We start from the raw sequence: 24,686 nt of genomic DNA, 5'->3' as shown, positions 1-24,686 counted from the left end.
TACAAGGCAAAGTGAAGATGGTGCCTGAGGCTGATTGCCTTCATACATGTCAAAAGATGCACTCTGATACATCTCATAAACTACACCAGGTGCCATCCTGTTCCAGAGCGGATAATCGCTTGAACCAGAGTGTGGTGTGTGGCACATTGCACATGGCTCATAACTTTCTTCCTCTTTATTTATTCTCATATCATGTCTGATATCATGCGGTGAGCCTTTAATAGATGCCCAAAGAATGTCAGATATTCCCGAAGATAATAATAATATTATTATCAGGATTTTAATCAAAATATTTTTTACATATTCATTCATTTTTCCGTTATATTGATAAAAGCGAAAAATATGCCTTTTAGAAAGAAAAGCTAACATATTGATAAATAAGAAAAATTAATAATCAGAAATTAACGATATAAAAATTAATGTGCGGTTTTGACATATTTAGATGACAGAATAAAATAAGTAAATAAAAAGGTAAGTGACTGATTTTTTTGTGAAAATTGTAGATTAAGACAGGATTTTTCAGGTATTTAGAAATATGTGCGTTTTTGGTATTGGTGTGCTTTAGTGATATTTATGAATATCAAGAGAAACAGAGTATTTCTCTATTTTTCTTATAAGAGCTCTCCTGCTTATTTGCAGAAGTTTGGCAGCCTTGGTTCGGTTACCCTCACATTTAACAAGAGTTTCTTCAATATGTCTTTTTATAACATCATCGATTGAGGATACTCTGGTTTTTTGCTCTTTTTTATAACCAAATGTTTTTAAATGTGCTGGGAGATCATCCAGCCTGATGAATGTTTCAGTAGTTAAGATTGCTGCCTGTTCAATGGTATTTTCGAGCTCTCTCACGTTACCAGGCCAATCATAGGACATTAAAATATTTTGTGCAGGTCTCGATAAGCCATGAACTTTTTTCCCCGTTCTGCTGCTAAATTTTTCGAGGAAAAATTTATATAGGAGTGGGATGTCATCTTTTCTTTCACGAAGAGGAGGGACATTAATACTAAGAGGAGTAAGTCTATAATATAGGTCCTCTCTAAAATTCCCCTTTTTGCACTCTTCTTGCAGATTTTTGTTTGTTGCAGCTATAACTTTACATTTTGCTTTCAACAATTGATTATCTCCAATTTTTCTGAACTCGTTGCTTTGTAACACTCTTAGTAGACTTGCCTGCGAAGATAATGGAAGATCTCCTATCTCATCCAGAAAAATAGTTCCTTCACCAGCAGCTTCAAATAAACCAATTTTATCTTTTATCGCGCCAGTAAAAGAACCTTTCCTATGGCCAAAGAGTTCTGATTCTATAAGATTGTCTGCTATTGCTCCACAGTCACAAATGATAAATTGGTTTTTTGAAGCTGGACTCAGGGAATGAAGGGCTTTAGCTATAACCTCTTTACCTGTCCCTGTTTCACCTATTATTGTAACAACCTTAAAATATGGTGCTATACATCTCATAAGAGCAAATATGTCAAGCATCCTTGGATTTTTACCCACCACTCCTGCAAATGTATATCGAGTTCTGAGTATTTTTTCTAACTCAGCAGTATCCCTATTCATCTCAATGAAGTTTGAAATGCTATCTATAGTTGTCTTAAGCCTTTCTAATTTATCAGAGGAAAGAGAGAAAAAAGCAGATGCTCCCTTTTTAATTGCATCAATAGCATCCAGATCGTTATCTCCGAAGAATATTATTTCGATTCTTGGATCAATATTTTTAATATGCGAGAGGATATCAATATCATCTTGAAGTAATATAATGTCATAGTTTTTTCTTACAATGATTTCCTCGATTGATTCATATTCGGAAATTATATCCACAGCATGATCTTCAAGTAATGAAATAACTTCTTTTTGAGGTTTTTTAAGAGCGCACAAGATTTTCAACATCTAATCAATTGGCTCCTTACCTATTAAATCATTATGATTTTATCAATTTTTCAAATAAGATACAAATAAATTAAATTTTATTATTTGATCTGAATATTTTTTATGCCTGATGGTCTCCATGCAGGGGGTATTACGCGGGGTGGTTCCATCTTTTTTAGATACGATGCCCATATAAGCTTGAAATCACCAAATTTGTCATTAACAGTATCCATTGCCTTAAGAAGTGCCTTTTCTTTTTTCCTGTCTTCAAAAAGGGTCATCTGATTATTGTCCCTGATGAGGCTCGATAGAGATACGCCGAGCAGTCGTACACGGTTTTTCAATTTAAAAGTATTTAGTAAAGAAATAGCACTCTTATAAATTTCATGAGTATGGTTTGTATAATCATAAAGTGTCATCTGTTTCGAAAAAGTTTCAAAATCAGGGTATCTCACAGTCAGAGACACTTTTTTACCGATAAATCCATACTTCCTTGCCCTTCTACCAACCATCTCACTCATTTTGAGAATTTCTGCGTCTATATCTTTTCTTTGATATAGATCTTTCGGGAATGTCATACTATGGCCAATAGATTTCGGATCCTTCTCCTTAACATATAGAGGTCTGTTACAGATACCCATACCCATTGCTCTGAGATGTTCTCCCATGATACCAAACTTGTTCCTCAGAAGACTTGCTGGTGCCCTGCCGAGTTCACCACAGGTTCTTATCCCTATAGATTCGAGCTTATCTTGAAGCCTTGACCCTATCCCCCAGAGTTCTTTTATCGGTAGAGTTTCAAGAACAGAGTTTACTTCTTCAGGTTTGATCCATCTCAGTCCATCAGGTTTTGCAATATCACTGGCAAGTTTTGCAAGGAGAATATTTGGAGCAATCCCGACCGTGCAGGTAATACCGAAGCGGTCTTGAATTTCATCTTTTATGGTATAGCCGATAATTTCAGGCCCGCCAAAGAGATGGTGTGTTGTTGTTATATCGAGAAAAGCCTCGTCAATTGAATAAATCTCAACATCAGGTGTAAACCGCAGATAAATTTTTTGTAACTCCCTACAGGTATATGTGTATTTTTCGTTATTGCCAGCAACGAGGATAAGGTGAGGGCATATTTTCTTTGCCTCGTATATATTCATCCCTGTTTTAACCCCATATTTTCTTGCTTCATACGAACGGGTTGTAATAACAGTCCGTGCGCCGGAACCGACTACAGCAATCGGTTTCCCCCTTAGCTTTGGATTTGTCTGTTGCTCAACGGATGCAAAAAATGCATCCATATCTATGCATAGGATGATGTTGGACATTAATTTAAATGTTCCTCCAGAAGAGCCGCTATATGATTGTCCGGAACACGTCGGATTTTTATATTCTTTCATTTATCATATTTTGAGACACCTGTATTCCCATCCAACTGTTTTTCCCCAATTAAAGATTTCAAAAATCTTTTGAGTAAAGTGAATTTATCCAGTTGAGGATAATCGATGTAAAACCCTATTTGAACCTTGCTTTCAACATTTTTGAATCCTGTTTTATTTATGAGCGATTCAACTTTTTCTTTAATCTCAAAAAAAAAATTTTGTCCGGTTTTTTCGGTCTTTTCTTTACTGTTTTTTTTCAGTTCTTGGCGGATTTTATTAATTATACTGCTAATATTTATTTTTTTAAAACCATCTCTTTAATAAAGTTCAGTCTGTCCGATAAGCGGATATTTCTTGTAAACGTTTGTTTTAATCAGGTGCATTGTCAAAGCGGTAAATGCTTCGCTTGCAATATATGCTGTCGCAGTCAAATTAAGTCCAAGAAAAAAGGCTGCTCCAAGCGGACCTCCACTTCCTGCAATTCCTGATAAAAACCTGTCAGTCTGCCGAACCAAACTCGTGAAGCATTTCCGAAAATCTGTCCAATAGTCAAGATTGGAACGGCTGCTTTTATTCCAACCATTTCTGTCAAAACGGGGAGCAAAACTAATGCTCCGCCAAATCCTGCTGCTCCCGAAATTGTCGCTGCGAGAAATGAAACTGCGAATAATGTTATCTGCTCTTGTAAAGGTGTAATCATCTACCATTATATTTTGAATTTTGGAATAGTATATTATGAAATTATTTCCTTCACTACCAACATCAAGAAACCTCCCAAGAAGAATAACGTAATACGAAAAATGCATTGTGAAGCTGGCACAGGAAAAACAACCTTTCCTTTTGTATCAGGGATCCATTCTTTAAGTTGTATATTGAGTTCCCAACCATAAAGAAGACGATCCGCCCATGTATAATTACCCCACAACGCAAGGTAAAAGCTATAAGCGAATAAAAAGAAAAAGGGGAAAAAATTTTTCTGTAGAGGTGGGGCAATGCCGAGAACGATGAGAAAAGGAAGTATAGCTAATACAGAAGCAAAGGTTTGCTTTTTACCAAGACTTGAGGCGCAATTTTCGCAGTAGGAAGGGGACAGTATTACTTGATCACATCTCCACCAATTCCCAGGTTCATCCCTCAAAATAAATCTCAGCCACCAGAACTTCCATATCTCAATACGGACTGTTTTCTCGCCCGCTATACCACCGCATCCAGGACAGACGTCTTTTTTAAGAGAAATTGTCGGCTCCTGTCTTTTGTTTTTTATATTATGCAATAACAGGTTTTTTTGAAAAACATCATAAATACTCAAACTTGCCTCCAACCATTTTTACTCCTTTTGCCTCTCCTCCTCCATCTCCCCAAATAACAGCAAAAATCTTTGCCAACATGGCCCGATAAGGAACGATTTTCTCAATCGACCAAGATGCCATCTCAAAAGTATCGTATACACTGTGGATGAAAACCAGAAGAGTTGGTTCTACGGCAGGGACTTTTCCTTGAACATCAACACAAGGGACGATAATTACGCAATTGCCAGGACGGAGTACGCATGACTCCACTGGCGAAGGTTCCTCTTCTGGCCAGGGTTTATCTGAAACTACCAGTTTTTGCAGCAGAAGGCTATAGAGCCTTCCACCACTATTTTGTGCCTTGGTTAACGCAGATAATGCGTTCGTGTCCGCAAAACTAAGAACATGTGTAAAATGTCTCAAAGGTTCTTCTAAATACCATGGCACAAACGAGCAGGTAAAATAATTCTCAGTTCCCTTATACTTGTCCGGTTCAAAAATCTCAAGATCTATGTCCCTCGGATACTCCATAGCCTTTTTAATATAATATTCAAGTCTGAATTCTCTATCACCTTCTTTCGCTTTCAATAATGTTTGGTAAATCTGTCTGAAGGCAGTAAATATATTCAACGATGGTTTTGCTCTTGCAAGCAATATAGCAGCTTCTTTAAGTTTTGGTTTCATCTTGCGATAAACTTCAGCCTTTCCATCTTCCAGTAGTGTAGAAGATGCAAGTCTTAGTGACTCGTCGTGGTTTATTCCAAATTTCTCACTGAATAAAGTAGCTATTTGGGGGATGTCTGAAAGGTCTGGTTTTACACCATTCGCCTCCTCCAACAATGAGGTAATCTTTGATGCTGTCTCCTGATCAATTCCAAGAGAAAAGACGATTTCACGAAAATCTGGCATTTGCTTACCCGCCGTACCGATGAGCAAAATGGAGCGTTAGCAACTTTTGCTCATTTTGTTCACATCAGTATTAAGTGCTGATATAATTCTAATTTGGCAATGTATCAGCACCTGGTGCGGATATTTTAGCTCTGGCAGAATTGCCAGAAAATCAATTCCTTTGCCAATAAATCTCATTTCTCAGCCCCTTTGATATGAATCAGCATTCTTTTGCTATCTATATCTTCGGCCTTGAGTTTTACAGGTGTTTGATATTATCAACAGATGATAGGATTTTAGCAACATCTTTTTTGCTCAGAACGACAGGCAGTTTCTTATCCTTTCTCGGTCTCTTAATCTCATACAAAAACTTCCTCTTGCGCATCATTCCATATACCATTTTCTGCTTTCGATAGTTCTGACCTTTGCGACAAGATGAGGATTATATTTGAAGGAAACTATTGTCCTGTCTGATATGTCTTTACTAATATTTACCCCATTAGTTCCGCCTGTGTTGAACGTATTCTATCAATCCCCTTTATCACTGTCAACGCTTATGCCTCAAGCTTCTCAAGCCTCCAGAGAAGTGATGTGGTATCGAAACTCAATTCATACAATGTTTTTCCATCTGATACAGAGAAGTGATAAGACCTTGTCTGTCCTTCTCTGGTTTCCCATGTATAGGTAATCTCTTTTACTTCAAAGAGTCTCCTGTTCCATTTGAATTTCAGCGGCCGGATTTTATACGGCAGGCCGAATGATGCAATAACGCTTATGGCTTCTCCGATGTCCATTAAGAATAAATAAAGACGACGTTATACTCTCCCTTTAATCCCCTACCCTCATGGGAGGGAATATTTCCCATCTCCACTTGTGGGAGAGAGGGAAGGGTTAGGGGTATTTTGATAAGTCGTTTTTCTTACAGTTTTCTGATTACTCCCACAACCTTGCCTATAATTGTTATTTCATCAGCATTATGAGTTACCGATTTCATGGTTTTGTTTTCAGGCTTGAGAATTATTTTCATTTTCTCTTTATATATCCTTTTCACAGTTGCTTCATCCTCTATCAACACAACTCCAATCTCACTGTTTTCGATCGTCTTCTGGGGACTCACGATAACATAATCTCCATCGAATATGCCGGCCTCAATCATACTATTACCTGTTACTCGCAGGACGAAAGCATCCTGATGGGGAAACAAGGATTTATCAATCAGTATATGCGTATCAATATCCTCCTGTGCGAGGATTGGTTTGCCGGCCCTTATATTTCCTGCAACGGGGAGCATTAATCCACTCGATGGTTTAAAACTAAGAATCTCTATGCCCCTTGATTTTAAAGGGTTTAATTTTAAAAAGCCTTTTCTTTCAATTGCCTGAAGATGTTTTCTTGCAGCAGCCCACAGGATTTTAAAGTGAGCACCGATCTCCCTTACAGTCGGCGGGTAACCGTGGGTCTTCGTGTATTCTTTCAGGAACTCAAGTATGCGTTTCTGCTTATCAGTAAGCTCTTTCATAGGAAATTCTCTTTTATATCCCCACCTTAATTGGAAGTGGCTGGGCAGGGGCGGATGCGGGAAGGGGTCTGTTCCCCAATCCCCTGCCCAGTCTTTCTTCAGAAAGTGGGGGGTAAATTATATATACAAATGTATACTAAAAATAAAATTTTGTCAAGCAGATAAAAATGCCCGGATTTGCCGATAGAATCTTAAAGCCTTTGATATTTATTTAAAGAGATGCTGAAATAGATTAAGAATCTCCATCGGCAAATTTTGGAAATGTGAAGGGTTTTATTTTATGTCCGCATTTTTATTTCATAGCACTTATGTGCTAATTCAACAAGTTCATCAAACTTCCAGTTTCCGCGATCGGTAAGTTGATGTGCCGGCTCAGATGGGATTGCTCCAAGTCCGAGATATGCACCGCTTATAGCACCTGCCATTGATGCTGTAGTATCAACATCTCCGCCTGCTGAAATTGCTGTGCAGATTGTTTGCCAGTAATCATCTGGCGTTCTGATGAAACAATAGAGACTCCATAGAACACTGCTGATTACAAAAGGAGTTATGCCGCGCCATCCATCTTCTTCAATATATTCAGGATCAATCCCTGCTCTGGAGATAAATAATACAGCTTCCCTTGGAGGTAACAAGCTCCATTGTTTTAATTTCTGCAACTCTGATGTAAAGTCTGTATCAATTTCTCCGGTCAAATCACAAAGAGAATTAATAAAGCTTTCTCCATCTATTTGCTTATTTTTCAGCACAATCGCAACTGCTCCGCTGACTGCTACTGCTCCTGCCGAACATCTTAGATCTTTATGGGTAATCCTTCCCTGGTCATGTGCTGCCTGAATTAACGCCTTTGGGTTATCAAAAAAGATTAATCCTATAGGTGCAGCACGCATGGCGCTACCATTTCCTGCTGATGGAGAAGGTGTGCCTGATTCTTCCCATGAAATGCCTTCCGCGAGTTTTAAAGCTGCCTGTCTGGTAGAATAACCAAACCCTACAACCCTCCTTTCTATAAAGATACGCATAAGACGCTTTGCATAATTTTCTGGATCAAATTTCTTACAGTCTACATAGCTCAGGAGCAATTCACGGGCAAGTTGTGAATCGTCAGAGTATTGTCCGAAAGGGAAGGGGAATCTTCCGAAAGAAACAACTTTTTCAGTTAGCAGAAAATCTTCAATATATCTTTGACATGCTTCTGCTGAAAATCCCTCCACAACAAAACCAGTAGCATCACCAAGGCATTGTCCTATAAGACATCCACTGAATTGATCTCTATGAGGAATCATGTTCTTACTTTATTACTCTTAATTATCTGATTTTGCTGCCCGGCGGAACTTCTTTTTCCGGATGCATTAAAACAGGTTTCCCTTCAACATCAACTGCGAGAATCATCCCATGGCTTATGATTCCCCTGATATTTTTTGGTTCTAAATTTAAGAGTATAGGAATTTCTTTGGCAATGACTTGCTCTGGTTCATATAGTTCAGCAATCCCTGCAACGATATTTCTTTTTTCGAAACCTAAATCAACTTCTAATTTGAGTAATTTATCAGTGTCTTTAACTTTTTCTGCTGATACGATTTTCCCGATTCTTATATCAAGTTTATTAAAATCCGTGTAAGTAATCATAGCTTATACCTCTTGTGATGGTTTTCTTTAAATTTTTAATACTATTACAATTATGCATCTTTTGGCAATAAAATCTTGCTCAGCCTTTGAAACTTAAAGGTTTACATAGTTCTTTCTATATGATAGAATTTTTAATGAAGAGAGGTTTATTAATAGGGATTTCTATTATATCTTTTACTCTTCTTTTAATAATGTTGATACCCACGAGGGAAATAGATATAAAGTTGAACATAAAAGAAGGCTCTTTTCTTGAAGACCTGAAGATTATCCATAAAAAGACCGGGATGACCGCATGGATACTTAATGCAGAAAAGGCAGTTTTTACTGAAAGTGATGAGAAAGCTGAATTGGAAAAAATTCAGTTGTTTATACCTGAAAATGACGTTACCTTGTTCGCTGATAAAGGCATATATAATCTTTCCGAGCAGAGCTTTACAACTGGTGGAGCTATTAAGGCGAAGGCAAAGGATTACACTATAAAAGCAGAAATGATTGATTATGAGATTTCTTCAGGAACTATTGAGGCAGCCGGGAAAATAGAGGTTGAGGGCAAAGGTTTCAAAATTGAAGGCAGAGGAATGAAAGTTGATAAAGAACAAAAAGTCCGGATATACAATGATGTCAAGGCAATCTTTTATAAGTAGTTTAGTCAGTCTCATCCTTTTTTTCTCGATTCTTCCCCTGTTCATTTCAGAAGGCCTTGCCGAACAGGGATCAGGAGAAATTAAAGGACCGATAGTCATCACTTCTCAGATGCTTACTGCTGATAACAAAACAAATACGGCTATTTTTGAACGTTCAGTTGTTGCAAAAACAACAGATACAACTATATATTCAGACAAGATGGTTGTTCTGAGCGATAAGGATACAGGAAATGTGACAAGGATTGATGCAGAAGGGAATGTGAAATTTATAAAAGGAGACAGGGTTGTTGTTTCGGAAAAAGCTACATATCTTGCGGATGGAGAAAAAATTATATTTACCGGTGAGCCGAGAGCAACAGAGGGTGAAAATGTTGTTACAGGTAAAAAGATGACTTATTTTATGAAAGAAGACAGATTTCTTGTAGAAGAAAGTAAGGTTTTCCTTAGAAAAAAGAAATAATAAAGTAAAGAATTAATAATGCACCTCCTTGAGACTAAAGGTCTTTCAAAATATTATGGTAAGAGACAGGTTGTAAAAAATCTGCACCTTTACGTCAGTTCAGGAGAGATAGTAGGCCTACTCGGGCCGAATGGTGCAGGGAAGACGACCAGTTTTTATATGACTGTGGGTCTGATAAAACCTGATGCGGGGAAGATTTTTCTTGATAATCAGGATATAACAAGGTTGCCCATGTATAGAAGGTCACGGATGGGAATAAGTTATCTGCCTCAGGAGCCTTCGATATTCAGAAAACTGACTGTTGGAGATAATATAAGGGCAGTACTTGAAATAAAGGGCCTTAATCGCGAAGAGATTGAATTGGAGCTGGCACGTTTATTGAAAGAATTTAATCTTACAGGTCTCCAAGAAAAAGAGGGATATAAACTTTCAGGAGGAGAGAGGCGCAAGACTGAGATAGCAAGGGCTATCGCTATAAAACCGCTTTTTCTTTTATTCGATGAACCTTTTGCAGGAATAGACCCTATTGCTATCATTGAGTTAAAAAAGATGCTGAATCACCTGAAAAATATAGGGCTCGGCATTCTTATAACAGATCATAATGTAAGAGATACACTTTCTATAACAGATAGGGCTTATATAATTAATAATGGAGAAATTCTCGAGGAAGGAAGTCCTGATAGAATCATATCAAATAAAATGGTTAAAGAGACCTTCCTTGGAGAGGAGTTCAGACTCTAATGGCACTCGAGAGCAGACTTGAACTCAGATTATCACAGAAACTAATATTAACCCCGCAACTCCAGCAGGCGATAAAGCTTTTGCAACTTCCTCATCTCGAGCTCACACAATTCTTAAATCAGGAGCTAATGGAAAATCCACTCCTTGAAGAAATAGTAGATGAAATGGAAGAGGTCTCATCAGAAGAAACCGTCTATGAAGAGAGAGACAATATTGAACCTGAAGATATGATATTAGAAGATGCAGAAGCCCCCCTCGAGAAGCTCATGAATTTTACTGTAGATGAATACTTTGAAGAGAGGGGATATGATGGAAGGGATCTGGGATACTTTAATCCCGGAACAGTAACTCCACCTTCATTTGAACAATTTATTTCTAAAGAACCAGATCTTTATGACCATCTCTTATGGCAGTTGAGACTTTCAAATGAGTCCGAGGATATTAAAAAAGTTGGAGAGATAATTATAGGAAATATTGATGAAAATGGATATTTGGTTGCAAGTATCGACGAAATTGTAGAGGCAGCGAAAGTGCAAAAAGAGACAGTCGAGAAGGCACTCGATTTGATACAGAGATTTGATCCTCCAGGGGTTGGTGCAAAAAATTTATGTGAATGTTTACTTCTGCAAATCAGGACATTTAACCTCCAGAACACTGTTGTTGAAAATATAATTAGGAACAATCTGGATGACCTTGAAAAGAAAAGATATACCCAGATTGCTCAGCAGTATGGTATTTCCATTAGTGAAGTAATGGCTGCCTTAAAAATTATTGAAGGGCTTGAACCTAAGCCAGGCAGGAATTTTGCAAGTTTTAATGTAAATTATATTATTCCGGATGTGTTTCTTATCAGGACGCATGATGAATATCAGATTATTTTAAATGATGAGGGTATCCCAAAGCTGAGAATCAGCAATTTTTATAAAAATTTACTCCAGCATGATAATGCTTTTTCAAAAGAGGATAAGCAATTTTTTATTGAAAAGTTCCGTTCAGCAGTTGGACTATTAAAAAGTCTTGATCAAAGAAGCAGGACTATTTATAGGGTTACAGAGACACTCTTATCTCTTCAGAGGGAGTTTTTTGATAAAGGAATTGAATATCTTAAACCTTTAACATTGAAAGATGTTGCTTCAGCAATCAATTTACACGAAAGCACTATAAGCAGAGTTACCTCGAACAAATTCATATCATGTGATCGTGGAATTTTCTGTTTTAGGTATCTATTCAGCAGTGCTCTTAATAGCGGGATGCGAAGTATTTCATCAAAATCTGTCAAAAATCTTATAAAGAAAATCGTGACTGAAGAAGATGCACAAAAACCGCTAAGTGATAATCATATTGCAGAGATACTCAAGAAAAAAAATATTACAATTGCAAGAAGAACAGTAGCAAAATATAGAGAAGAGCTCGGTATTGCCTCACAATCGAAACGGAAAAAACAGACTTCACTATAAGGAGGATTTATGAATATTATTGTGACAGGAAGACACCTTGAGATTACACAGTCTTTAAAAAGTTATGCAGAGAAAAAGATTAAGAGAATAAACAAATATCTTTCAAGTATAACTGAAGCTATTGTTACTATAACAGTTGAAAAGTATAGGCATAAGGTAGAAGTATTGCTTAAGGCTAATGGGGTCCTTATTCAGGCTGAGAGTGTTACTGGTGAGGTATATTCGTCTATTGATGAGGTATCAGAGAAACTCGAACGTCAGATAAAGAAATATAAGGAAAAACTTGTTTCTCACAGAAAGAATGAAGGAAAAACCAGCACTGTTTCAGCTAAAGTAGAAATTCCTGCTGAAGTTGGGAAAATTATAAAAAACAAACGTTTTGAACTGAAACCAATGAGCCCTGATGAGGCAGTAATGCAGATGGAACTACTCGATAAGGATTTCTTTGTTTTTACCAATGACAATAGTGGGGATATCAATGTCATATACCGGAGAAGAGATGGCAATTTTGGATTGATTGAACCAGTGAAATAAAGAAAGTATGAAATATGAATTATGAAGGAACCAATTATTGTTATAATCACGGGTCTTTCCGGTTCCGGCAAAACCGTTGCTTTAAGGGCACTTGAAGATTCCAGTTACTTTTGTGTGGATAATCTTCCAGTTGCCCTGATTGATTCCCTTGTTTCGATTGTATCCAGAAATAAAAATATCAGGAAGATTGCAATCGGGATTGATATTAGGGAGAAGGGATTTTTATCAGGTATTAAAAATGCACTTAAGATTTTGAAAAATAAATATAAAACTGATATTATCTTCCTTGAAGCAGAAAAGGAAGTGCTGGTCAGGCGATTTAAAGAGACTCGAAGGCCACATCCCCTTGGAGGAAAGATTGAAGAAGCTATCAGAAAAGAGAAAGAAAGGCTTTCTTTTCTGAAAGATGATTCTGATAGAGTTATTGATACGTCTCCATTTTCCCCACATCAACTGAGACAACTTATTACCTGTATCTATGGAATAAAAAAAGGTACTAAAGCTATGAGGCTAATCCTGATATCTTTCGGTTTTAAATACGGCCTTCCTCAGAACCTCGATCTGCTTTTTGATGCAAGATTCCTTCCAAATCCAAACTTCATACCAGAATTAAAACAACTTAAAGGCACAGATAAAAGAGTTTCTGATTATGTATTCAGGCATCATAATTCCAAAACTTTTATAAAAAAAATAAAGGAATTTCTGGATTTTCTTATCGAACAATATCTTAAAGAAGGTAGATTATATGTTACAGTTGGTATAGGTTGTACAGGAGGTAATCACCGTTCTCCGGCTATAGTAGAAAAATTGCGTGATTATCTTAAAAAACATCCAATTGATATTGATATTATTCATCGTGATATCAGATAATTTTGCACTCCATTTTCTTAACAAAGTTTTATTTGAGCTGTGTTAGTATAATTGTTGCCGTAATTAATATTCTTTTTTTTAACAAGTTTGCGGTAAAATAAATTTTCAGTGTCTGTGTATAAACTGCTGTTTTCTGTATATACACAGATTATTGACTACTGATTGTTGGTTGGTTTTTTAAGGAGAGGTGGCCGAGCTGGTCGAAGGCAGCCGCCTGCTAAGCGGTTGTGGAGGTAAAACTTCACCCAGGGTTCGAATCCCTGCCTCTCCGCCAGTTAACGGCAGTAAATAGTTAAAATTGAACAGTGATATAAGAAAATTTTCAACATATAAGGAGGATTAGATGCAAAAAGTTTTTATATTGATAGTATTTCTTCTATTGATTTTATCATTGTCAGCATGTGAGAAGAAAGAACCACAGCAACCTGTCCAGCAGGCGCCTGCGCCTATGGGAACAGGGCCAATATTATCAGAACCTGTCCCTCCCGGGCAGATGCCCCCTTCAATGACACAGCAGGGACAACAGCCTGAAGGGCAAGGGATGATGATGCAGAGGGTAAAAACAAAGATTGTTGTGCCTGAATCAGTCAAAGGTAAATGGAGTGGAGCGAGGATTATTTTTGAAGATAAAGTTGCTAAGACAAAACAGGAATATTTAGTTAAACTCAATAGTGAATTCAAAATTCCTAATACAAATCTAAATCTTCATGTAGGTGATTTTCTCCCTGATTTCAAAATGGATGGAATGACCCTAACATCATCAACAAATCAGCCAAAAAACCCTGCACTAAGTGTGCAGGTTTTTGAAAATAACAAAAAGATTTTTCCAGCTTCCGGAAAACAGTGGGGCTGGTTGTTCGCAAAGGTTCCTGCAATACACCCATTTGAGCATCCAAAATACAGCATATTTCTTAAAGAGGGTGTAAAAAAATAAAATGGAATGCGCCCATAGCTCAGCTGGATAGAGCGTCGGACTACGAATCCGCAGGTCGGGGGTTCGAATCCTCCTGGGCGCGCCACTAAATGAATATTGTCATTAACCTCAACAAAACAAAGGATATTTCTTCCCAGCAGGCTGTAACAAGAGTTAAACGTCTTTTTACTGCAAAAAAGGCAGGTCACGCAGGAACTCTTGACCCGATAGCAACAGGCGTCCTTCTCATATGCTTGAACAAAGCTACAAAGATAGCTCGATTTTTATCGGACCTCGATAAGGAATATATTGTAAAGTTAAAGCTCGGGGAGAGTACAGATACATACGATTCTTCAGGTAAAATAACAGCCAGAGGTGAACTTTCTTCATTAAATTTGTATTCTTCCATAGAGAAAGTCTTATCCAGATTCACAGGTCAGATTGAACAGGTGCCACCTATGTATTCAGCAATAAAGGTATCAGGTAAGCCATTATATAAACTTGCAAGACAGGGTGTGGCAATAGAGAGACGTCCCAGAAAAATCAATATTTATTCTATTGATATATTAGGGATTGATTTACCATATATTGACATAAAAGTAGTGTGTTCAAAAGGAACATATATACGGACATTGTGCCACGACATAGGTAACGAATTAGGTGTGGGAGCACATATGCATTCACTTGTAAGAACGCGTATAGGTAATTTCAAAATTAATGATTCAGCTTCAGAAGAAGAAATACAAGTAAAAGCCTGTGCTCAATATTCAATAGATTTAGCATTATCGCATCTTCAAGAGGTTGTTTTTGATGAAAATGCCTATAATAAAGCAAAGAATGGTCTGCCTGTAAATATTTCTCTTTTTAAAACTCTGGAAAAAGATATATCTGAAAAGTTCTTTTCAGAACGTTATGTTAGACTTAAAAGTCCTGATAAAAGACTTTTTGGGATAGGGAAAATTCAAGATAAAGAAATAAAAATAGAGAGATTCTTAAACTAAATTCTAAGGATTTAGGGCAAATCTTTTAATATTAATGAAAAAAACACTTGACAAGAATTAATTTTTTTGGTATTCATAAGCTATGTTTATTAGTGGAAAGAGTTCGATTGGATTAGATATCGGCTCAGGATATTTAAAAATTGTCCAACTAAAAGATACAAAAAGTGGCTATGAACTTGAACTATTTGATATGTTACCTCTCCCGCCAGAACTCATTGTTGATGGTTCAGTTATAGATTCTATCAGACTTGTCGATTCTATAAAAGAGTTGTCAAGAAAGGCTAAGATAAAAACAAAAGATGTCATAATCAGTATGGCAGGCCATTCATCTGTAATTATCAAGCGAGTTTCACTCCCTGAAATGTCTGAAGAAGAACTCTCAGAGTCAATAAAATTCGAAGCAGAACAATATATACCTTTTGACATTGATGATGTCAATCTTGATTTTCAGATTCTTGGTCCTAAGGAAGAGCCAGGTCAAATGGATGTTATACTGGTTGCTGTCAAAAAGGACATCATTAATGAATATATTTCAGTTGTAAAGGAAAGTGGTTTTAATCCTATAATCGTTGATGTCAATTCATTTGCTCTCGAAAACATATATGAAGTTAATTATGAAATTGAACCAGGGAAAAATATTGCTCTTGTAAATATCGGGGCAAGCACAATCAATATGAACATTTTAAAAGGTGGAGTCTCAGTATTTACCAGAGATAGTGCTTTTGGGAGCAATCTGCATACTGAGGTGCTCCAGCGGGAATTTAATCTTACATATGAAGTTGCAGAGAGGCTTAAAAAAGGTGAGCCTGTTGAAAATGTAAGCCCGCAGGACGCATATTCCGTAATGGAATTGGCATCAGAGGAAATAATTGGTGAAGTAAATCGTTCACTGGAATATTTCCATGAAGAGATTAATGAAATTATATTGAGTGGCGGTTGTGCGCTTATAAAAGACTTCCCCAGGCTTCTTGCCGAAAAGATTGGTGTTGAAACTAAAATCATGCAACCGTTTAAAAACATTAAGATACCAAAAAAATTTGATCTATCATATATCGAAGAAACAGCACCAATAGCAGCAGTCGCAGCAGGCTTAGCACTCAGGAGGCAGGGTGATAGATGATAAAAGTTAATCTTTTACCAGTTAAAAGGAAAAAGAAACCGAAGCCAGTACCTACATTTGTTATCAGCACTGTATTAGTTACATTAGTCATATTTATAGTAATGGCTTATCTTGTATTCTTTTACAGTTCACGCTTATCAGACAGAAAATCTAAATTTGCTGCTAATGAACAAAAGATAGCAGAGCTCAAAGAACAGATTAAAGCAGTAGAGGATTTTGAGAAGAAAAACAAGATGTTTGAGGAGCGCAATAAAATAATCGAACAACTCAGCAAAAACAAGAGCATCCCCGTGAAGCTTCTTGATGAAATAAATATGCTTCTTCCAAATGGAATCTGGTTTACAGCGATGAATGTAAAAGGTGTTAGTGATGTGAGTATTGATGGGTATGGCTTCACCAATACAGATATAGTTGCTTTTGTGGACAACTTAAAAAATTCACAGACATTCACTGATATTTATTTGCAGGAATCCAAGAGTGCAGAATTTGAAAAGATACCTGTTTATCAATTTAAACTTACATTAAAAATGAAGGTTTAAACATGGCATTAAAATTAAATATTAATCTTAAGAATATTCCTCCTTATGTAAAGTTTATAATAACCTTTGCTCCTGCAATATTAATCATTATTCTTGCTCTTTTCATTTTTATTTTGCCAAAGAACAAAGAGATTAAGGCACTTGACGTAAAAATATCTGCACAGGAAAATGAGATAGCAAAAAACCAGGCTAAGGCAGCAAAACTTCCGGAACTTATGAGGGAGAATGAAAATCTCAAAAAGAGACTGAGTGAATTGAAACTGCAATTGCCTGAGGAAAAAGAGGTTTCAACGTTGTTGAAACAGGTTTCAGACTTATGTATTCAGGCAGGAATGAAAATAGCTCTTTGGAGGCCTCAGCAGAAAAGAAATCATCCAAGCGGAATTGTGTATGAGATTCCTGTCAATGTTGAACTTATTGGCAATTATCATAGCCTTGGATATTTTTTCAGCAGTTTAACAAAGCTTGCCAGAATTGTAAATATTTCTGATATAAAGCTTGGTAACCCGAAAACAGAAAGGGGGATTGCGGAAATAAAAGTAACTTTTACTGCAACAACATTTTCCTCAGTCCCTGAAGAAGAACTGGCAAAGGGACAAGAGGCAGGCAAATGATAATGAAAAAAGTTATCTTTTTATTGATAGCAGTTTTATTCATAACTTTTATTGGATGTAAGAAAGAGCAACCAATGAAGAAACCTGTAGCCGAACAGCCAAAAGAGACGGTAACCCAGCCTGAATCAAGGGTTTCGGAAGAGGCAAAGCAGATTATCCCAGAAGGATATGCCTATGACTCAAAAGGTAAAAGAGATCCATTTATTTCGCTAATTGTTACTACAAAACAAAAACCCCTTAAAAAGAAGGGAGCGAGTCCAATAGAAAGTTATGACGTCGATGAAATCCGGTTACTTGCAATCGCATGGGAAAAAGATAAATTTTATGCACTCATACAATTACCTGATAAAAAAGCCTATACAATAACAGAAGGAATGACATTAGGGCTAATGGGTGGAAAGGTTGAGAAAATAACCAAAGATACCGTATTAATCAGGGAGTATGTGAAAGATTACAGAGGTGATATAAAGCCAAGAGATTCAATATTGAAACTCCATAAGGGGGAAGAAGAATGAATCAAAAATTATATATTAAGAATGAAATGTTAAAGAATATAAGATTGAGCAGAGTGGCATATATTATTTTTTTATGTTCTATGCTTCTTATATTTTATGGCTGTGCAACAACGCAAGCAGGAAAGGAAACCTTAAAAGCTCCTGAACCTGTTAAAATTGTAGCAATTAATATACAGGATAATCAGGTAACAATAACAGGCAATAAACCTTTCATATATACCATTTATAAACCTGATGATCCATATAAAATTGTTATAGACCTTCCAGATGTATCAATCGGGAATTTCAAGCAGAAAATAATTTCTAGTAAGAAGGGTATTTCAGAGTTAACGCCATCACAGATAGAGACGCCATCTTTAATGGCAAGACTCGAACTGCTTCTTGATACGCCAGCAACAATTGACCATATTTATAAAAATAGCGTGCTAACAGTCACAGTTAAAGAAGAGGGGATTAAAAAAGAACTCCCCGCACCTAAAGTTTCTGAGATAAAAACTGAGATAAAAGAAGAAAAAGAGGATATGCCATTAATCCAGCCTTTACCTGAAGCAACAGCAATAACAGAGTTATCATTTGAGAGTACGGAGGATGCAATCAAATTTATTATCAAGGGTAATGGCTCGATGATACCAAATGTATTTCCTCTGGATAACAGAATTGTAATAGATATATATAATGTGGAAATGAATGCGCAGATACCTTCAGAAGTTGTATCCCCTGTTAAAGGTGTAAGAGCAGGTAAGCATGAAGACAAGATTCGCCTTGTTCTTGACCTTAAAGAGGACACAAATTTTGATGTTTCATCAATTGGTGACTCTATTGTCTTAACATTGTTGGGGACTGTAATGGAAGCAAGTCCTTTAGTCTCTATCGAAGCGGAGAAAGAAAAAACTTTATCCAGACCGCTTAAAGAAGAGGCTGCAATGGTTGGCAGTAAATGTTATTCATATCTCGAAGGCAAGGAAGTTGTCAATTTTGATTTCCAGGATCAGGATATTGTTCCGATATTCAGATTATTTGCCGATATAAGCGGATGTAATCTATTTATCCATCCTGATGTTAAGGGTAAAGCCACTATGAAGTTCAGAGATGTGCCATGGAATCAGGCATTCGACACAATACTCAAGACGTTCAGTCTTGGTAAATCTGTTGAAGGCAATGTAATACGAATTGCTCCTCATACTATTTTTGCAAAAGAAAGCGAAGAGAAAGTAAAAGCAGAAGAAGCAGGAATGAAAGCAGAGGCACTTGAAACAAGAGTTTTCGAAATCAGCTATGCTGATGTTGCTATTGTTGAAAATGCTATAAGGAATGCAAAGCTTATATCTCAGAGGGGTAGCATAAATGTTGATAAGAGAACAAGTACCATGATTGTAAAAGATATAGCTTCTGTATTCCCTGGAATAGAGGAAATACTTAAGACCCTTGATAAACCAACGCCTCAGGTTCTGGTAGAGGCTCGAATTGTTGAAGTCAATACTGCTACTACAAAAGATCTTGGAATACAGTGGGGCATAAATTATCAATCAAGTAATACCCTTCTTTCAGCAGGAGGTCTATCCGGGGTGCCACTTCTTTCTGAAGGGCCATTTACCGGAGGTAATTATCTTGTTGATTTCCCTGCAAAAAATGTTGGTGCATTATCTGGTTCAGGATTTACTTTTGGTATATTAGACCCATCAAGAACAATAGGACTTGATTTTCAGCTCTCTGCAATTGAGACAGTAGGAAAAGGTAAGGTCATCTCAAATCCAAAAATATTAACGATTGACAATGGAAAAGCAAAAATCCTACAGGGTAAGAGTATACCTGTAAGAAGGCTTACTACAGAGGGAACAGTATCTACTGAATTTAAAGACGTTACCCTCGAACTTGTTGTAACTCCTCATATTACGCCTGATGGTTCAATCAGCATGGAGCTCAATTTAAAGAAAGAGGAACTTGATCCCTCTGTCCCATCTGTTGAAGGTGTGCCGGGGACTGACAAGAAAGAAGCAAATACAAACGTTATTATTAAGGACGGTGAAACCGTCGTAATAGGTGGTATGTATAAAATACAGACAAGCGAACAGGATTCAGGAGTTCCTGGTTTAATGAATATACCAATATTAGGCTGGCTTTTCAAAAACAGATTAAATCAATCAAATACGAGTGAGCTTCTCATATTTATTACGCCGAGAATTGTGGAGAAGCCCTGATGGTAAGAAAACCCAGATACGGGATACCCAAATCCAATGATAAGCATCCCAAGCTTCTGACATTCTTTTCATTGCGAGCACCTGAACCGTGTGTGGCAATCTCCCATGAAAAGACGAGATTGCTTTGTTACACTCGCAATGACGATTCTTGTTGCTGGATCTGGGGAATATTAAACTCTGAACAATGCCAACAGGTTTTTGGATTTTTAAATACTGGTAGGAGGAGAGATGAAAAGAAATCATATATTGCTTTTTAAATTTTTAAGCATATTAATTCTTTTAATACTTCTTGGATGTGGTAGTGAAGGTCCGGGTTCTCCTGGAAGTGAAGGCACAGAGGATATTGGGCTTATAGTTGAGGCGTATGTCGTCCCGAAATATTTAGACCAAAATACAAATTCTGTTGATGCATTTCAGGATTTTTGCGGTGATGAATATGAAGTTTTTCAAAACCATGTTGCAGATGTGACAATAACCGCAAGATTTATTAACCCAGGTGCTATATATGCGCCTGGAAATTTGTATATAGAAAAATACACAGTTCAATACAGGAGGTCGGCTGATTCAATTGGAGCACCTCCTATAGAAACATATGTTGGTTATCAAACTATTGTTATACCACAACCAAGCGCCCAGGGTTCTATGGAAGTAACTTATACATTGGTGTTTCTCGACCTTCTAAGAAAAGAAAAATATGCACAGGATGTTATGTCAGGACAATACAGTTATGGATTATCTTATATTAATAATTATACAGCTACATACATTTTAGAGGGTAAAAATGAACTTGGTCAGAAATTTAAAATCAAGGCAAATGCAGAGTTCCAGATAGGTAATTTTGATAATTGTGATTAAAGATAAGCAATAATAGATTTGGAGGATACGATGAAAAAAATCATCATAGCATTTACACTGATGGCTTTATACCTTTGTGCTATCAGTGGATGTGGCGGAGGAGGAGCAGGAGATTCAAGCACTCCAGAAGGCGAAAATCCTAAGGTGGCTTCGGTCGTTAAGGTGTTGCCTTCCCATAATATTGCTCAGACCAATACCGAGATAACTATACATGCAAGGGTTCTTGATGGAAACGGCGTTCCTGTTAAAAATGAGAGGGTAATATTTACAAATCTCTCAGCAGTTGGCAGACTTAGCGATACAAATGTGAAGACAGATAATCTCGGGATAGCAACGGTTGTCCTCAAATCTACAACAGAAGGCTTTTCAACAATCCAGGCAGAAGTTGATACAGCAATGGGAGTCCACAGGGACCAGAGGACAGTATTCTTTTCAAGATATAGCGACAGTGCACTCACGCCTTCTCTTGACCTTTCGGTTTCTGGTAGCGGTAATCCTTTTACATTACTGGAAACATCAGATGACAATACAGTTACTTTAACAGCAACTGTTTATAATTCAGCAGTACTTTTCAGTGGAATGACTGTTCAATTTGGTTCGGACAGGCCTTACAAAGTTGGGACAGACCCTAATGCTGAATGCAGTGACGGTAGTGAGACATGCGACATAGTTTTCCCGGCAGGAGATACGGCTATTACCAATAACCTTGGACAGGCATCTGTGCCGTTAATGATTGTGCCAGCAGCCCTTATGCCATCTCAAACAGCTTTTAATGTATGGGCGATTGCAGAAAACGGTGCATATAATATTGTTGCACTAACAGTTGAGCCTGTAGAAATTGCGAGTGTAAGTGTATCTGCAAATCCGATATCGGTTGATTCAGGAGGCACATCCACCATTACAGCTTCTGTGATGACAACAGCCGGGACACCGGCACCTGACGGCACAAGCGTGAATTTCATAACGACCAACGGAGGAATTGACCCGTTTGCTACGACAACAGACGGTATAGCAGAGACAACATACTCTGCTCCTGATATACCTGCAGGAACAACTGCTACTGCAAGAATTACTGCTTCTGCAGGTGGACAATCAGGTAATGTGACTGTGACAATAATAGGGCCTGAAGAAGAGCCTGAAGAGCCACCGGCACCTGAACCAGATACAACATCACCGACGGTGACAGCTACAACACCCGGTCCTCCTAATTATCAACTTGACATTTCTGATGCTGGTGGAGATCCTGCACCTGTTACAATAACATTTAGTGAAAACATTGACTGTTCTACGGTTACACCAGCAACAATATCAATAAATCCAGTTGGGGGAAGTCCAGTTATAGCAGATTGGACAGTCACCAGCTGTTCAGGAGCAAATGTGACATTAAGAGGAACATTTGGACCAGTAGCACCAGATCCAAGTCATCAATATATAATAAATGTTGGAACAGGTGTTGAAGATCTGGCAGGAAATCCTGCAGTTGCATATATATTCACAATTACTGTAGTAGATTAATTAAATAAACATAAGGGTGGGCAAGAAGCCCGCCCCTATATATGTGGAAAGTTGAAGAATTCTGAATGAAGGTGCAAAAGGATAAATAAAGGAGTGATACAATGAAAAAATTATTATATCTTTTCCTATCAATTTTTCTGATATCATGCGGAAGTGATCAAACTACGAACATCTCTTCGGATTCTTCAAGCTCAACAAGCAGTGTAAAAGCCACTGCTAATTCCATTATTGCACAGATGAGTAATGCTGAATATGTAGAGGGCGAATTGCTTGTAAAATTCAAATCTTCATCACGTGCAGCCCATAAGAGTATCGGTGCAACTGTAATGAAAAGCGTGAATATTGTCCCGAACCTCGAGCAGGTAAAACTGCCGGATGGAGTCTCTGTTCAGGATGCAATAATGCAATATATGTCCAATCCAGATGTTGAATATGCAGAACCAAACTATATCAGACGCGCTGCTTTGACATCACCGAATGACACTTATTTTAAAGACCAGTGGGGACTCATTAATCTTGGCTTATATGCCAATGGTACTCCTGATGCCGATATAGATGCTCCAGAGGCATGGGATATATCAACAGGAAGTGATAATGTTGTAATCGCTGTGCTTGATACAGGAATAGATTACCACCATTCTGACCTTATCCTGAACATCTGGAAAAATCCAGGCGAACCAAACTGCACAAATAATGTTGACAATGATGGCAATGGATACAGAGATGACTGTCTGGGATGGGACTTTGTGAACAGTGATAATGATCCTATGGATGACAACGAACACGGCACCCATGTTGCCGGTATTATTGGTGCTCTCGGAAATAATGGAACAGGGATTGCAGGAGTGATGTGGAACGTCCGGTTGATGCCTGTAAAAATTCTTGATTCTATGGGTGTTGGAAACGATATGGATATAATAGACGGCATTGAATACGCTTTAGATAATGGTGCACAGGTTATTAATGCCAGTTGGGGAGGTTATGGTGCTTTTTCATGGAGTCTTTATGAAGCAATATCATCAGCAAATACAAGAGGTGTGCTCTTTGTGGCTGCAGCAGGAAATGGTCAGCTCGGCGGAGATGGAATTGGAGACAACAATGACCTCACTCCATTCTATCCTGCCAGTTACAGTCGTTACCTTCCCAACATCATATCTGTTGCTGCAACAGACCAGGACGACGTAAGGGTTCCTTTCAGCAATTACGGGACAAACACGGTCCATGTCGCTGCCCCTGGTGTATATATACTGAGCACCATCCCTCAGAATCTTTATAGTGATATGTCTGATAAAGAATTTCTGGAAGGAACATCTATGGCTGCTCCGCATGTATCAGGACTTGCAGGCCTTCTCATGAGCTATTATACGAACGCAAGCTACTCCCAGATACGAGGAATGATCCTCAGATATGTTGATGTAAAACCAACACTAATTGACTGGATTTTTACAGGTGGTAGAATAAATGCATACAGTGCAATATCCTCACTGCTTACTCCTTCAAATTTGTCTATATACGCTACTTCTCCAAGGCAGATTTCAATTTCATGGGAAGATAATGCTACAGGTGAGGATGGATATACAATAGAGAGACGCACAGGCACTGAACCTTTTACAACTGTAGCGACGGTTGGAGCCAATGTCGAATCCTTTAATGATAATACAGTTTCTCCAGGCACAACATATGCATACAGAATAAGCGCATATAGCTTGCTCCCAAATCCTGCAGGAACTCCAGCACCTTTAACTGCACAATCCAATTATTCTAATGAGTTTCTGGTTGCTACCCCTTCCAGTTCTGTAGATGACGACGATGACAATGGAGGATGCTCTATAGGTGGAAGTCAAAATACACCAACTGCTCTTGCTAATCTTGCTGTAATGCTTCTACCAGTTGTTTACATATTCTTGTTAAGAAGAAGGAAGTAACCTTAATTAGATAGCATGAGAAAAACAGCATTGCGGCTTATAAAGTCTGCAATGCTGTTTTTATTTGAAAACTTTACATTCATTCTTATTTTTAATAACATACTTGCATGAAGGGAGCATGCCGGTGTTATCTCCCCTCAAGTAAGGGGAGATAAATTAGTCACAATGGTAGCAGCAGTCCCGAAAGTTTTCGAGACGGCGTATATTTTGCGCAAACT

At 37.7% G+C, this 24,686-nt stretch carries 26 protein-coding genes and 2 tRNA genes; 18 read left to right on the top strand and 10 right to left on the bottom strand.

Annotated elements, in window-relative coordinates:
* From HXY53_05665 to metG, 10 genes are all read right to left on the bottom strand, one after another.
* Positions 1 to 312, bottom strand: a 312-nt coding sequence (locus HXY53_05665; GenBank protein NWF76046.1) for a hypothetical protein, incomplete at its 3' end; no start/stop codon positions are given.
* Positions 313 to 561: 249 nt separating this feature from the next.
* The gene (locus HXY53_05660) at positions 562 to 1,890 is read right to left on the bottom strand and encodes a sigma-54-dependent Fis family transcriptional regulator (protein NWF76045.1); all 1,329 of its coding nucleotides are present in this window, start codon (positions 1,888 to 1,890) and stop codon (positions 562 to 564) included.
* 80 nt (positions 1,891 to 1,970) lie between these two features.
* Positions 1,971 to 3,188, bottom strand: a complete 1,218-nt coding sequence (gene dinB / locus HXY53_05655; protein ID NWF76044.1) for a DNA polymerase IV — start codon at positions 3,186 to 3,188, stop codon at positions 1,971 to 1,973.
* A gap of 371 nt (positions 3,189 to 3,559) precedes the next feature.
* Positions 3,560 to 3,757 carry a hypothetical protein gene (locus HXY53_05650; GenBank protein NWF76043.1) on the bottom strand — a complete coding sequence of 66 codons (198 nt, stop codon included), beginning with the start codon at positions 3,755 to 3,757 and terminating at the stop codon, positions 3,560 to 3,562.
* A 218-nt stretch (positions 3,758 to 3,975) separates the two neighbouring features.
* Positions 3,976 to 4,551 carry a hypothetical protein gene (locus HXY53_05645; protein ID NWF76042.1) on the bottom strand — a complete coding sequence of 192 codons (576 nt, stop codon included), beginning with the start codon at positions 4,549 to 4,551 and terminating at the stop codon, positions 3,976 to 3,978.
* Positions 4,538 to 5,440: a hypothetical protein gene (locus tag HXY53_05640; GenBank protein NWF76041.1), complete on the bottom strand. Its 903-nt coding sequence runs from the start codon at positions 5,438 to 5,440 to the stop codon at positions 4,538 to 4,540. The genes HXY53_05645 and HXY53_05640 overlap by 14 nt, the downstream gene beginning before the upstream one ends.
* Positions 5,441 to 5,973: 533 nt before the next feature.
* Complete coding sequence (locus HXY53_05635; GenBank protein NWF76040.1) at positions 5,974 to 6,213, bottom strand: hypothetical protein; 240 nt, start codon at positions 6,211 to 6,213, stop codon at positions 5,974 to 5,976.
* A gap of 125 nt (positions 6,214 to 6,338) precedes the next feature.
* Positions 6,339 to 6,938 (bottom strand): repressor LexA, encoded by a 600-nt coding sequence (lexA, locus tag HXY53_05630; GenBank protein NWF76039.1) that lies wholly within the window; start codon positions 6,936 to 6,938, stop codon positions 6,339 to 6,341.
* Positions 6,939 to 7,216: 278 nt separating this feature from the next.
* Positions 7,217 to 8,224 (bottom strand): ADP-ribosylglycohydrolase family protein, encoded by a 1,008-nt coding sequence (locus tag HXY53_05625; GenBank protein ID NWF76038.1) that lies wholly within the window; start codon positions 8,222 to 8,224, stop codon positions 7,217 to 7,219.
* Between the two features lie 22 nt (positions 8,225 to 8,246).
* The gene (gene metG / locus HXY53_05620) at positions 8,247 to 8,567 is read right to left on the bottom strand and encodes a methionine--tRNA ligase subunit beta (protein ID NWF76037.1); all 321 of its coding nucleotides are present in this window, start codon (positions 8,565 to 8,567) and stop codon (positions 8,247 to 8,249) included.
* Positions 8,568 to 8,701: 134 nt separating this feature from the next.
* On the opposite strand from metG, the gene lptC reads away from it, so the two are divergent.
* From lptC to HXY53_05530, 18 genes are all read left to right on the top strand, one after another.
* Positions 8,702 to 9,211, top strand: coding sequence for an LPS export ABC transporter periplasmic protein LptC (gene lptC, locus HXY53_05615; GenBank protein ID NWF76036.1), 510 nt, complete (start codon positions 8,702 to 8,704; stop codon positions 9,209 to 9,211).
* Positions 9,183 to 9,671, top strand: coding sequence for a hypothetical protein (locus HXY53_05610; protein ID NWF76035.1), 489 nt, complete (start codon positions 9,183 to 9,185; stop codon positions 9,669 to 9,671). The genes lptC and HXY53_05610 overlap by 29 nt, the downstream gene beginning before the upstream one ends.
* Before the next feature lie 18 nt (positions 9,672 to 9,689).
* Positions 9,690 to 10,412: an LPS export ABC transporter ATP-binding protein gene (gene lptB / locus HXY53_05605; GenBank protein NWF76034.1), complete on the top strand. Its 723-nt coding sequence runs from the start codon at positions 9,690 to 9,692 to the stop codon at positions 10,410 to 10,412.
* Positions 10,412 to 11,869: an RNA polymerase factor sigma-54 gene (gene rpoN, locus HXY53_05600; protein NWF76033.1), complete on the top strand. Its 1,458-nt coding sequence runs from the start codon at positions 10,412 to 10,414 to the stop codon at positions 11,867 to 11,869. The genes lptB and rpoN overlap by 1 nt, the downstream gene beginning before the upstream one ends.
* Before the next feature lie 9 nt (positions 11,870 to 11,878).
* The gene (gene raiA, locus HXY53_05595; protein ID NWF76032.1) at positions 11,879 to 12,403 is read left to right on the top strand and encodes a ribosome-associated translation inhibitor RaiA; all 525 of its coding nucleotides are present in this window, start codon (positions 11,879 to 11,881) and stop codon (positions 12,401 to 12,403) included.
* A 21-nt stretch (positions 12,404 to 12,424) separates the two neighbouring features.
* Positions 12,425 to 13,273 (top strand): RNase adapter RapZ, encoded by an 849-nt coding sequence (gene rapZ, locus HXY53_05590; GenBank protein NWF76031.1) that lies wholly within the window; start codon positions 12,425 to 12,427, stop codon positions 13,271 to 13,273.
* Positions 13,274 to 13,454: 181 nt separating this feature from the next.
* Positions 13,455 to 13,547, top strand: a tRNA-Ser gene (locus tag HXY53_05585).
* Between the two features lie 69 nt (positions 13,548 to 13,616).
* Positions 13,617 to 14,207, top strand: a complete 591-nt coding sequence (locus HXY53_05580) for a hypothetical protein (protein ID NWF76030.1) — start codon at positions 13,617 to 13,619, stop codon at positions 14,205 to 14,207.
* An 8-nt stretch (positions 14,208 to 14,215) separates the two neighbouring features.
* Positions 14,216 to 14,292, top strand: a tRNA-Arg gene (locus tag HXY53_05575).
* A 4-nt stretch (positions 14,293 to 14,296) separates the two neighbouring features.
* Complete coding sequence (gene truB, locus HXY53_05570; GenBank protein ID NWF76029.1) at positions 14,297 to 15,187, top strand: tRNA pseudouridine(55) synthase TruB; 891 nt, start codon at positions 14,297 to 14,299, stop codon at positions 15,185 to 15,187.
* 82 nt (positions 15,188 to 15,269) lie between these two features.
* Entirely contained in the window at positions 15,270 to 16,307 is a 1,038-nt protein-coding gene (pilM, locus tag HXY53_05565; GenBank protein NWF76028.1) for a type IV pilus assembly protein PilM, read from the top strand.
* Entirely contained in the window at positions 16,304 to 16,846 is a 543-nt protein-coding gene (locus tag HXY53_05560; protein NWF76027.1) for a PilN domain-containing protein, read from the top strand. Before pilM ends, HXY53_05560 begins: the two co-directional genes overlap by 4 nt.
* 2 nt (positions 16,847 to 16,848) lie before the next feature.
* Positions 16,849 to 17,460 (top strand): type 4a pilus biogenesis protein PilO, encoded by a 612-nt coding sequence (gene pilO / locus HXY53_05555; GenBank protein NWF76026.1) that lies wholly within the window; start codon positions 16,849 to 16,851, stop codon positions 17,458 to 17,460.
* A gap of 2 nt (positions 17,461 to 17,462) precedes the next feature.
* Entirely contained in the window at positions 17,463 to 17,975 is a 513-nt protein-coding gene (locus HXY53_05550; protein NWF76025.1) for a pilus assembly protein PilP, read from the top strand.
* Positions 17,972 to 20,173 (top strand): type IV pilus secretin PilQ, encoded by a 2,202-nt coding sequence (pilQ, locus tag HXY53_05545; GenBank protein ID NWF76024.1) that lies wholly within the window; start codon positions 17,972 to 17,974, stop codon positions 20,171 to 20,173. The genes HXY53_05550 and pilQ overlap by 4 nt, the downstream gene beginning before the upstream one ends.
* 228 nt (positions 20,174 to 20,401) lie before the next feature.
* Positions 20,402 to 21,028 carry a hypothetical protein gene (locus HXY53_05540; GenBank protein ID NWF76023.1) on the top strand — a complete coding sequence of 209 codons (627 nt, stop codon included), beginning with the start codon at positions 20,402 to 20,404 and terminating at the stop codon, positions 21,026 to 21,028.
* Positions 21,029 to 21,058: 30 nt separating this feature from the next.
* Complete coding sequence (locus tag HXY53_05535; protein ID NWF76022.1) at positions 21,059 to 22,543, top strand: Ig-like domain-containing protein; 1,485 nt, start codon at positions 21,059 to 21,061, stop codon at positions 22,541 to 22,543.
* A gap of 101 nt (positions 22,544 to 22,644) precedes the next feature.
* Positions 22,645 to 24,468, top strand: coding sequence for a S8 family serine peptidase (locus tag HXY53_05530; protein ID NWF76021.1), 1,824 nt, complete (start codon positions 22,645 to 22,647; stop codon positions 24,466 to 24,468).
* The last annotated feature ends 218 nt before the right edge of the window (positions 24,469 to 24,686 follow it).

Source organism: Nitrospirota bacterium, assembly GCA_013388455.1.
GTDB lineage: Bacteria > Nitrospirota > Thermodesulfovibrionia > Thermodesulfovibrionales > SM23-35 > JACAFF01.
This window is presented reverse-complemented; position numbering and strand designations above follow the sequence as displayed.

Excerpts from the sequence above, each read along its gene's own strand:
- HXY53_05660 (NWF76045.1), bottom strand. The coding sequence starts at position 1,890 with ATGTTGAAAATCTTGTGCGCTCTTAAAAAACCTCAAAAAGAAGTTATT.
- dinB (NWF76044.1), bottom strand. The coding sequence starts at position 3,188 with ATGTCCAACATCATCCTATGCATAGATATGGATGCATTTTTTGCATCC.
- HXY53_05640 (NWF76041.1), bottom strand. The coding sequence starts at position 5,440 with ATGCCAGATTTTCGTGAAATCGTCTTTTCTCTTGGAATTGATCAGGAG.
- HXY53_05635 (NWF76040.1), bottom strand. The coding sequence starts at position 6,213 with ATGGACATCGGAGAAGCCATAAGCGTTATTGCATCATTCGGCCTGCCG.
- lexA (NWF76039.1), bottom strand. The coding sequence starts at position 6,938 with ATGAAAGAGCTTACTGATAAGCAGAAACGCATACTTGAGTTCCTGAAA.
- HXY53_05625 (NWF76038.1), bottom strand. The coding sequence starts at position 8,224 with ATGATTCCTCATAGAGATCAATTCAGTGGATGTCTTATAGGACAATGC.
- metG (NWF76037.1), bottom strand. The coding sequence starts at position 8,567 with ATGATTACTTACACGGATTTTAATAAACTTGATATAAGAATCGGGAAA.
- lptC (NWF76036.1), top strand. The coding sequence starts at position 8,702 with ATGAAGAGAGGTTTATTAATAGGGATTTCTATTATATCTTTTACTCTT.
- HXY53_05610 (NWF76035.1), top strand. The coding sequence starts at position 9,183 with ATGATGTCAAGGCAATCTTTTATAAGTAGTTTAGTCAGTCTCATCCTT.
- lptB (NWF76034.1), top strand. The coding sequence starts at position 9,690 with ATGCACCTCCTTGAGACTAAAGGTCTTTCAAAATATTATGGTAAGAGA.
- rpoN (NWF76033.1), top strand. The coding sequence starts at position 10,412 with ATGGCACTCGAGAGCAGACTTGAACTCAGATTATCACAGAAACTAATA.
- raiA (NWF76032.1), top strand. The coding sequence starts at position 11,879 with ATGAATATTATTGTGACAGGAAGACACCTTGAGATTACACAGTCTTTA.
- rapZ (NWF76031.1), top strand. The coding sequence starts at position 12,425 with ATGAAGGAACCAATTATTGTTATAATCACGGGTCTTTCCGGTTCCGGC.
- HXY53_05580 (NWF76030.1), top strand. The coding sequence starts at position 13,617 with ATGCAAAAAGTTTTTATATTGATAGTATTTCTTCTATTGATTTTATCA.
- truB (NWF76029.1), top strand. The coding sequence starts at position 14,297 with ATGAATATTGTCATTAACCTCAACAAAACAAAGGATATTTCTTCCCAG.
- pilM (NWF76028.1), top strand. The coding sequence starts at position 15,270 with ATGTTTATTAGTGGAAAGAGTTCGATTGGATTAGATATCGGCTCAGGA.
- HXY53_05560 (NWF76027.1), top strand. The coding sequence starts at position 16,304 with ATGATAAAAGTTAATCTTTTACCAGTTAAAAGGAAAAAGAAACCGAAG.
- pilO (NWF76026.1), top strand. The coding sequence starts at position 16,849 with ATGGCATTAAAATTAAATATTAATCTTAAGAATATTCCTCCTTATGTA.
- HXY53_05550 (NWF76025.1), top strand. The coding sequence starts at position 17,463 with ATGAAAAAAGTTATCTTTTTATTGATAGCAGTTTTATTCATAACTTTT.
- pilQ (NWF76024.1), top strand. The coding sequence starts at position 17,972 with ATGAATCAAAAATTATATATTAAGAATGAAATGTTAAAGAATATAAGA.
- HXY53_05540 (NWF76023.1), top strand. The coding sequence starts at position 20,402 with ATGAAAAGAAATCATATATTGCTTTTTAAATTTTTAAGCATATTAATT.
- HXY53_05535 (NWF76022.1), top strand. The coding sequence starts at position 21,059 with ATGAAAAAAATCATCATAGCATTTACACTGATGGCTTTATACCTTTGT.
- HXY53_05530 (NWF76021.1), top strand. The coding sequence starts at position 22,645 with ATGAAAAAATTATTATATCTTTTCCTATCAATTTTTCTGATATCATGC.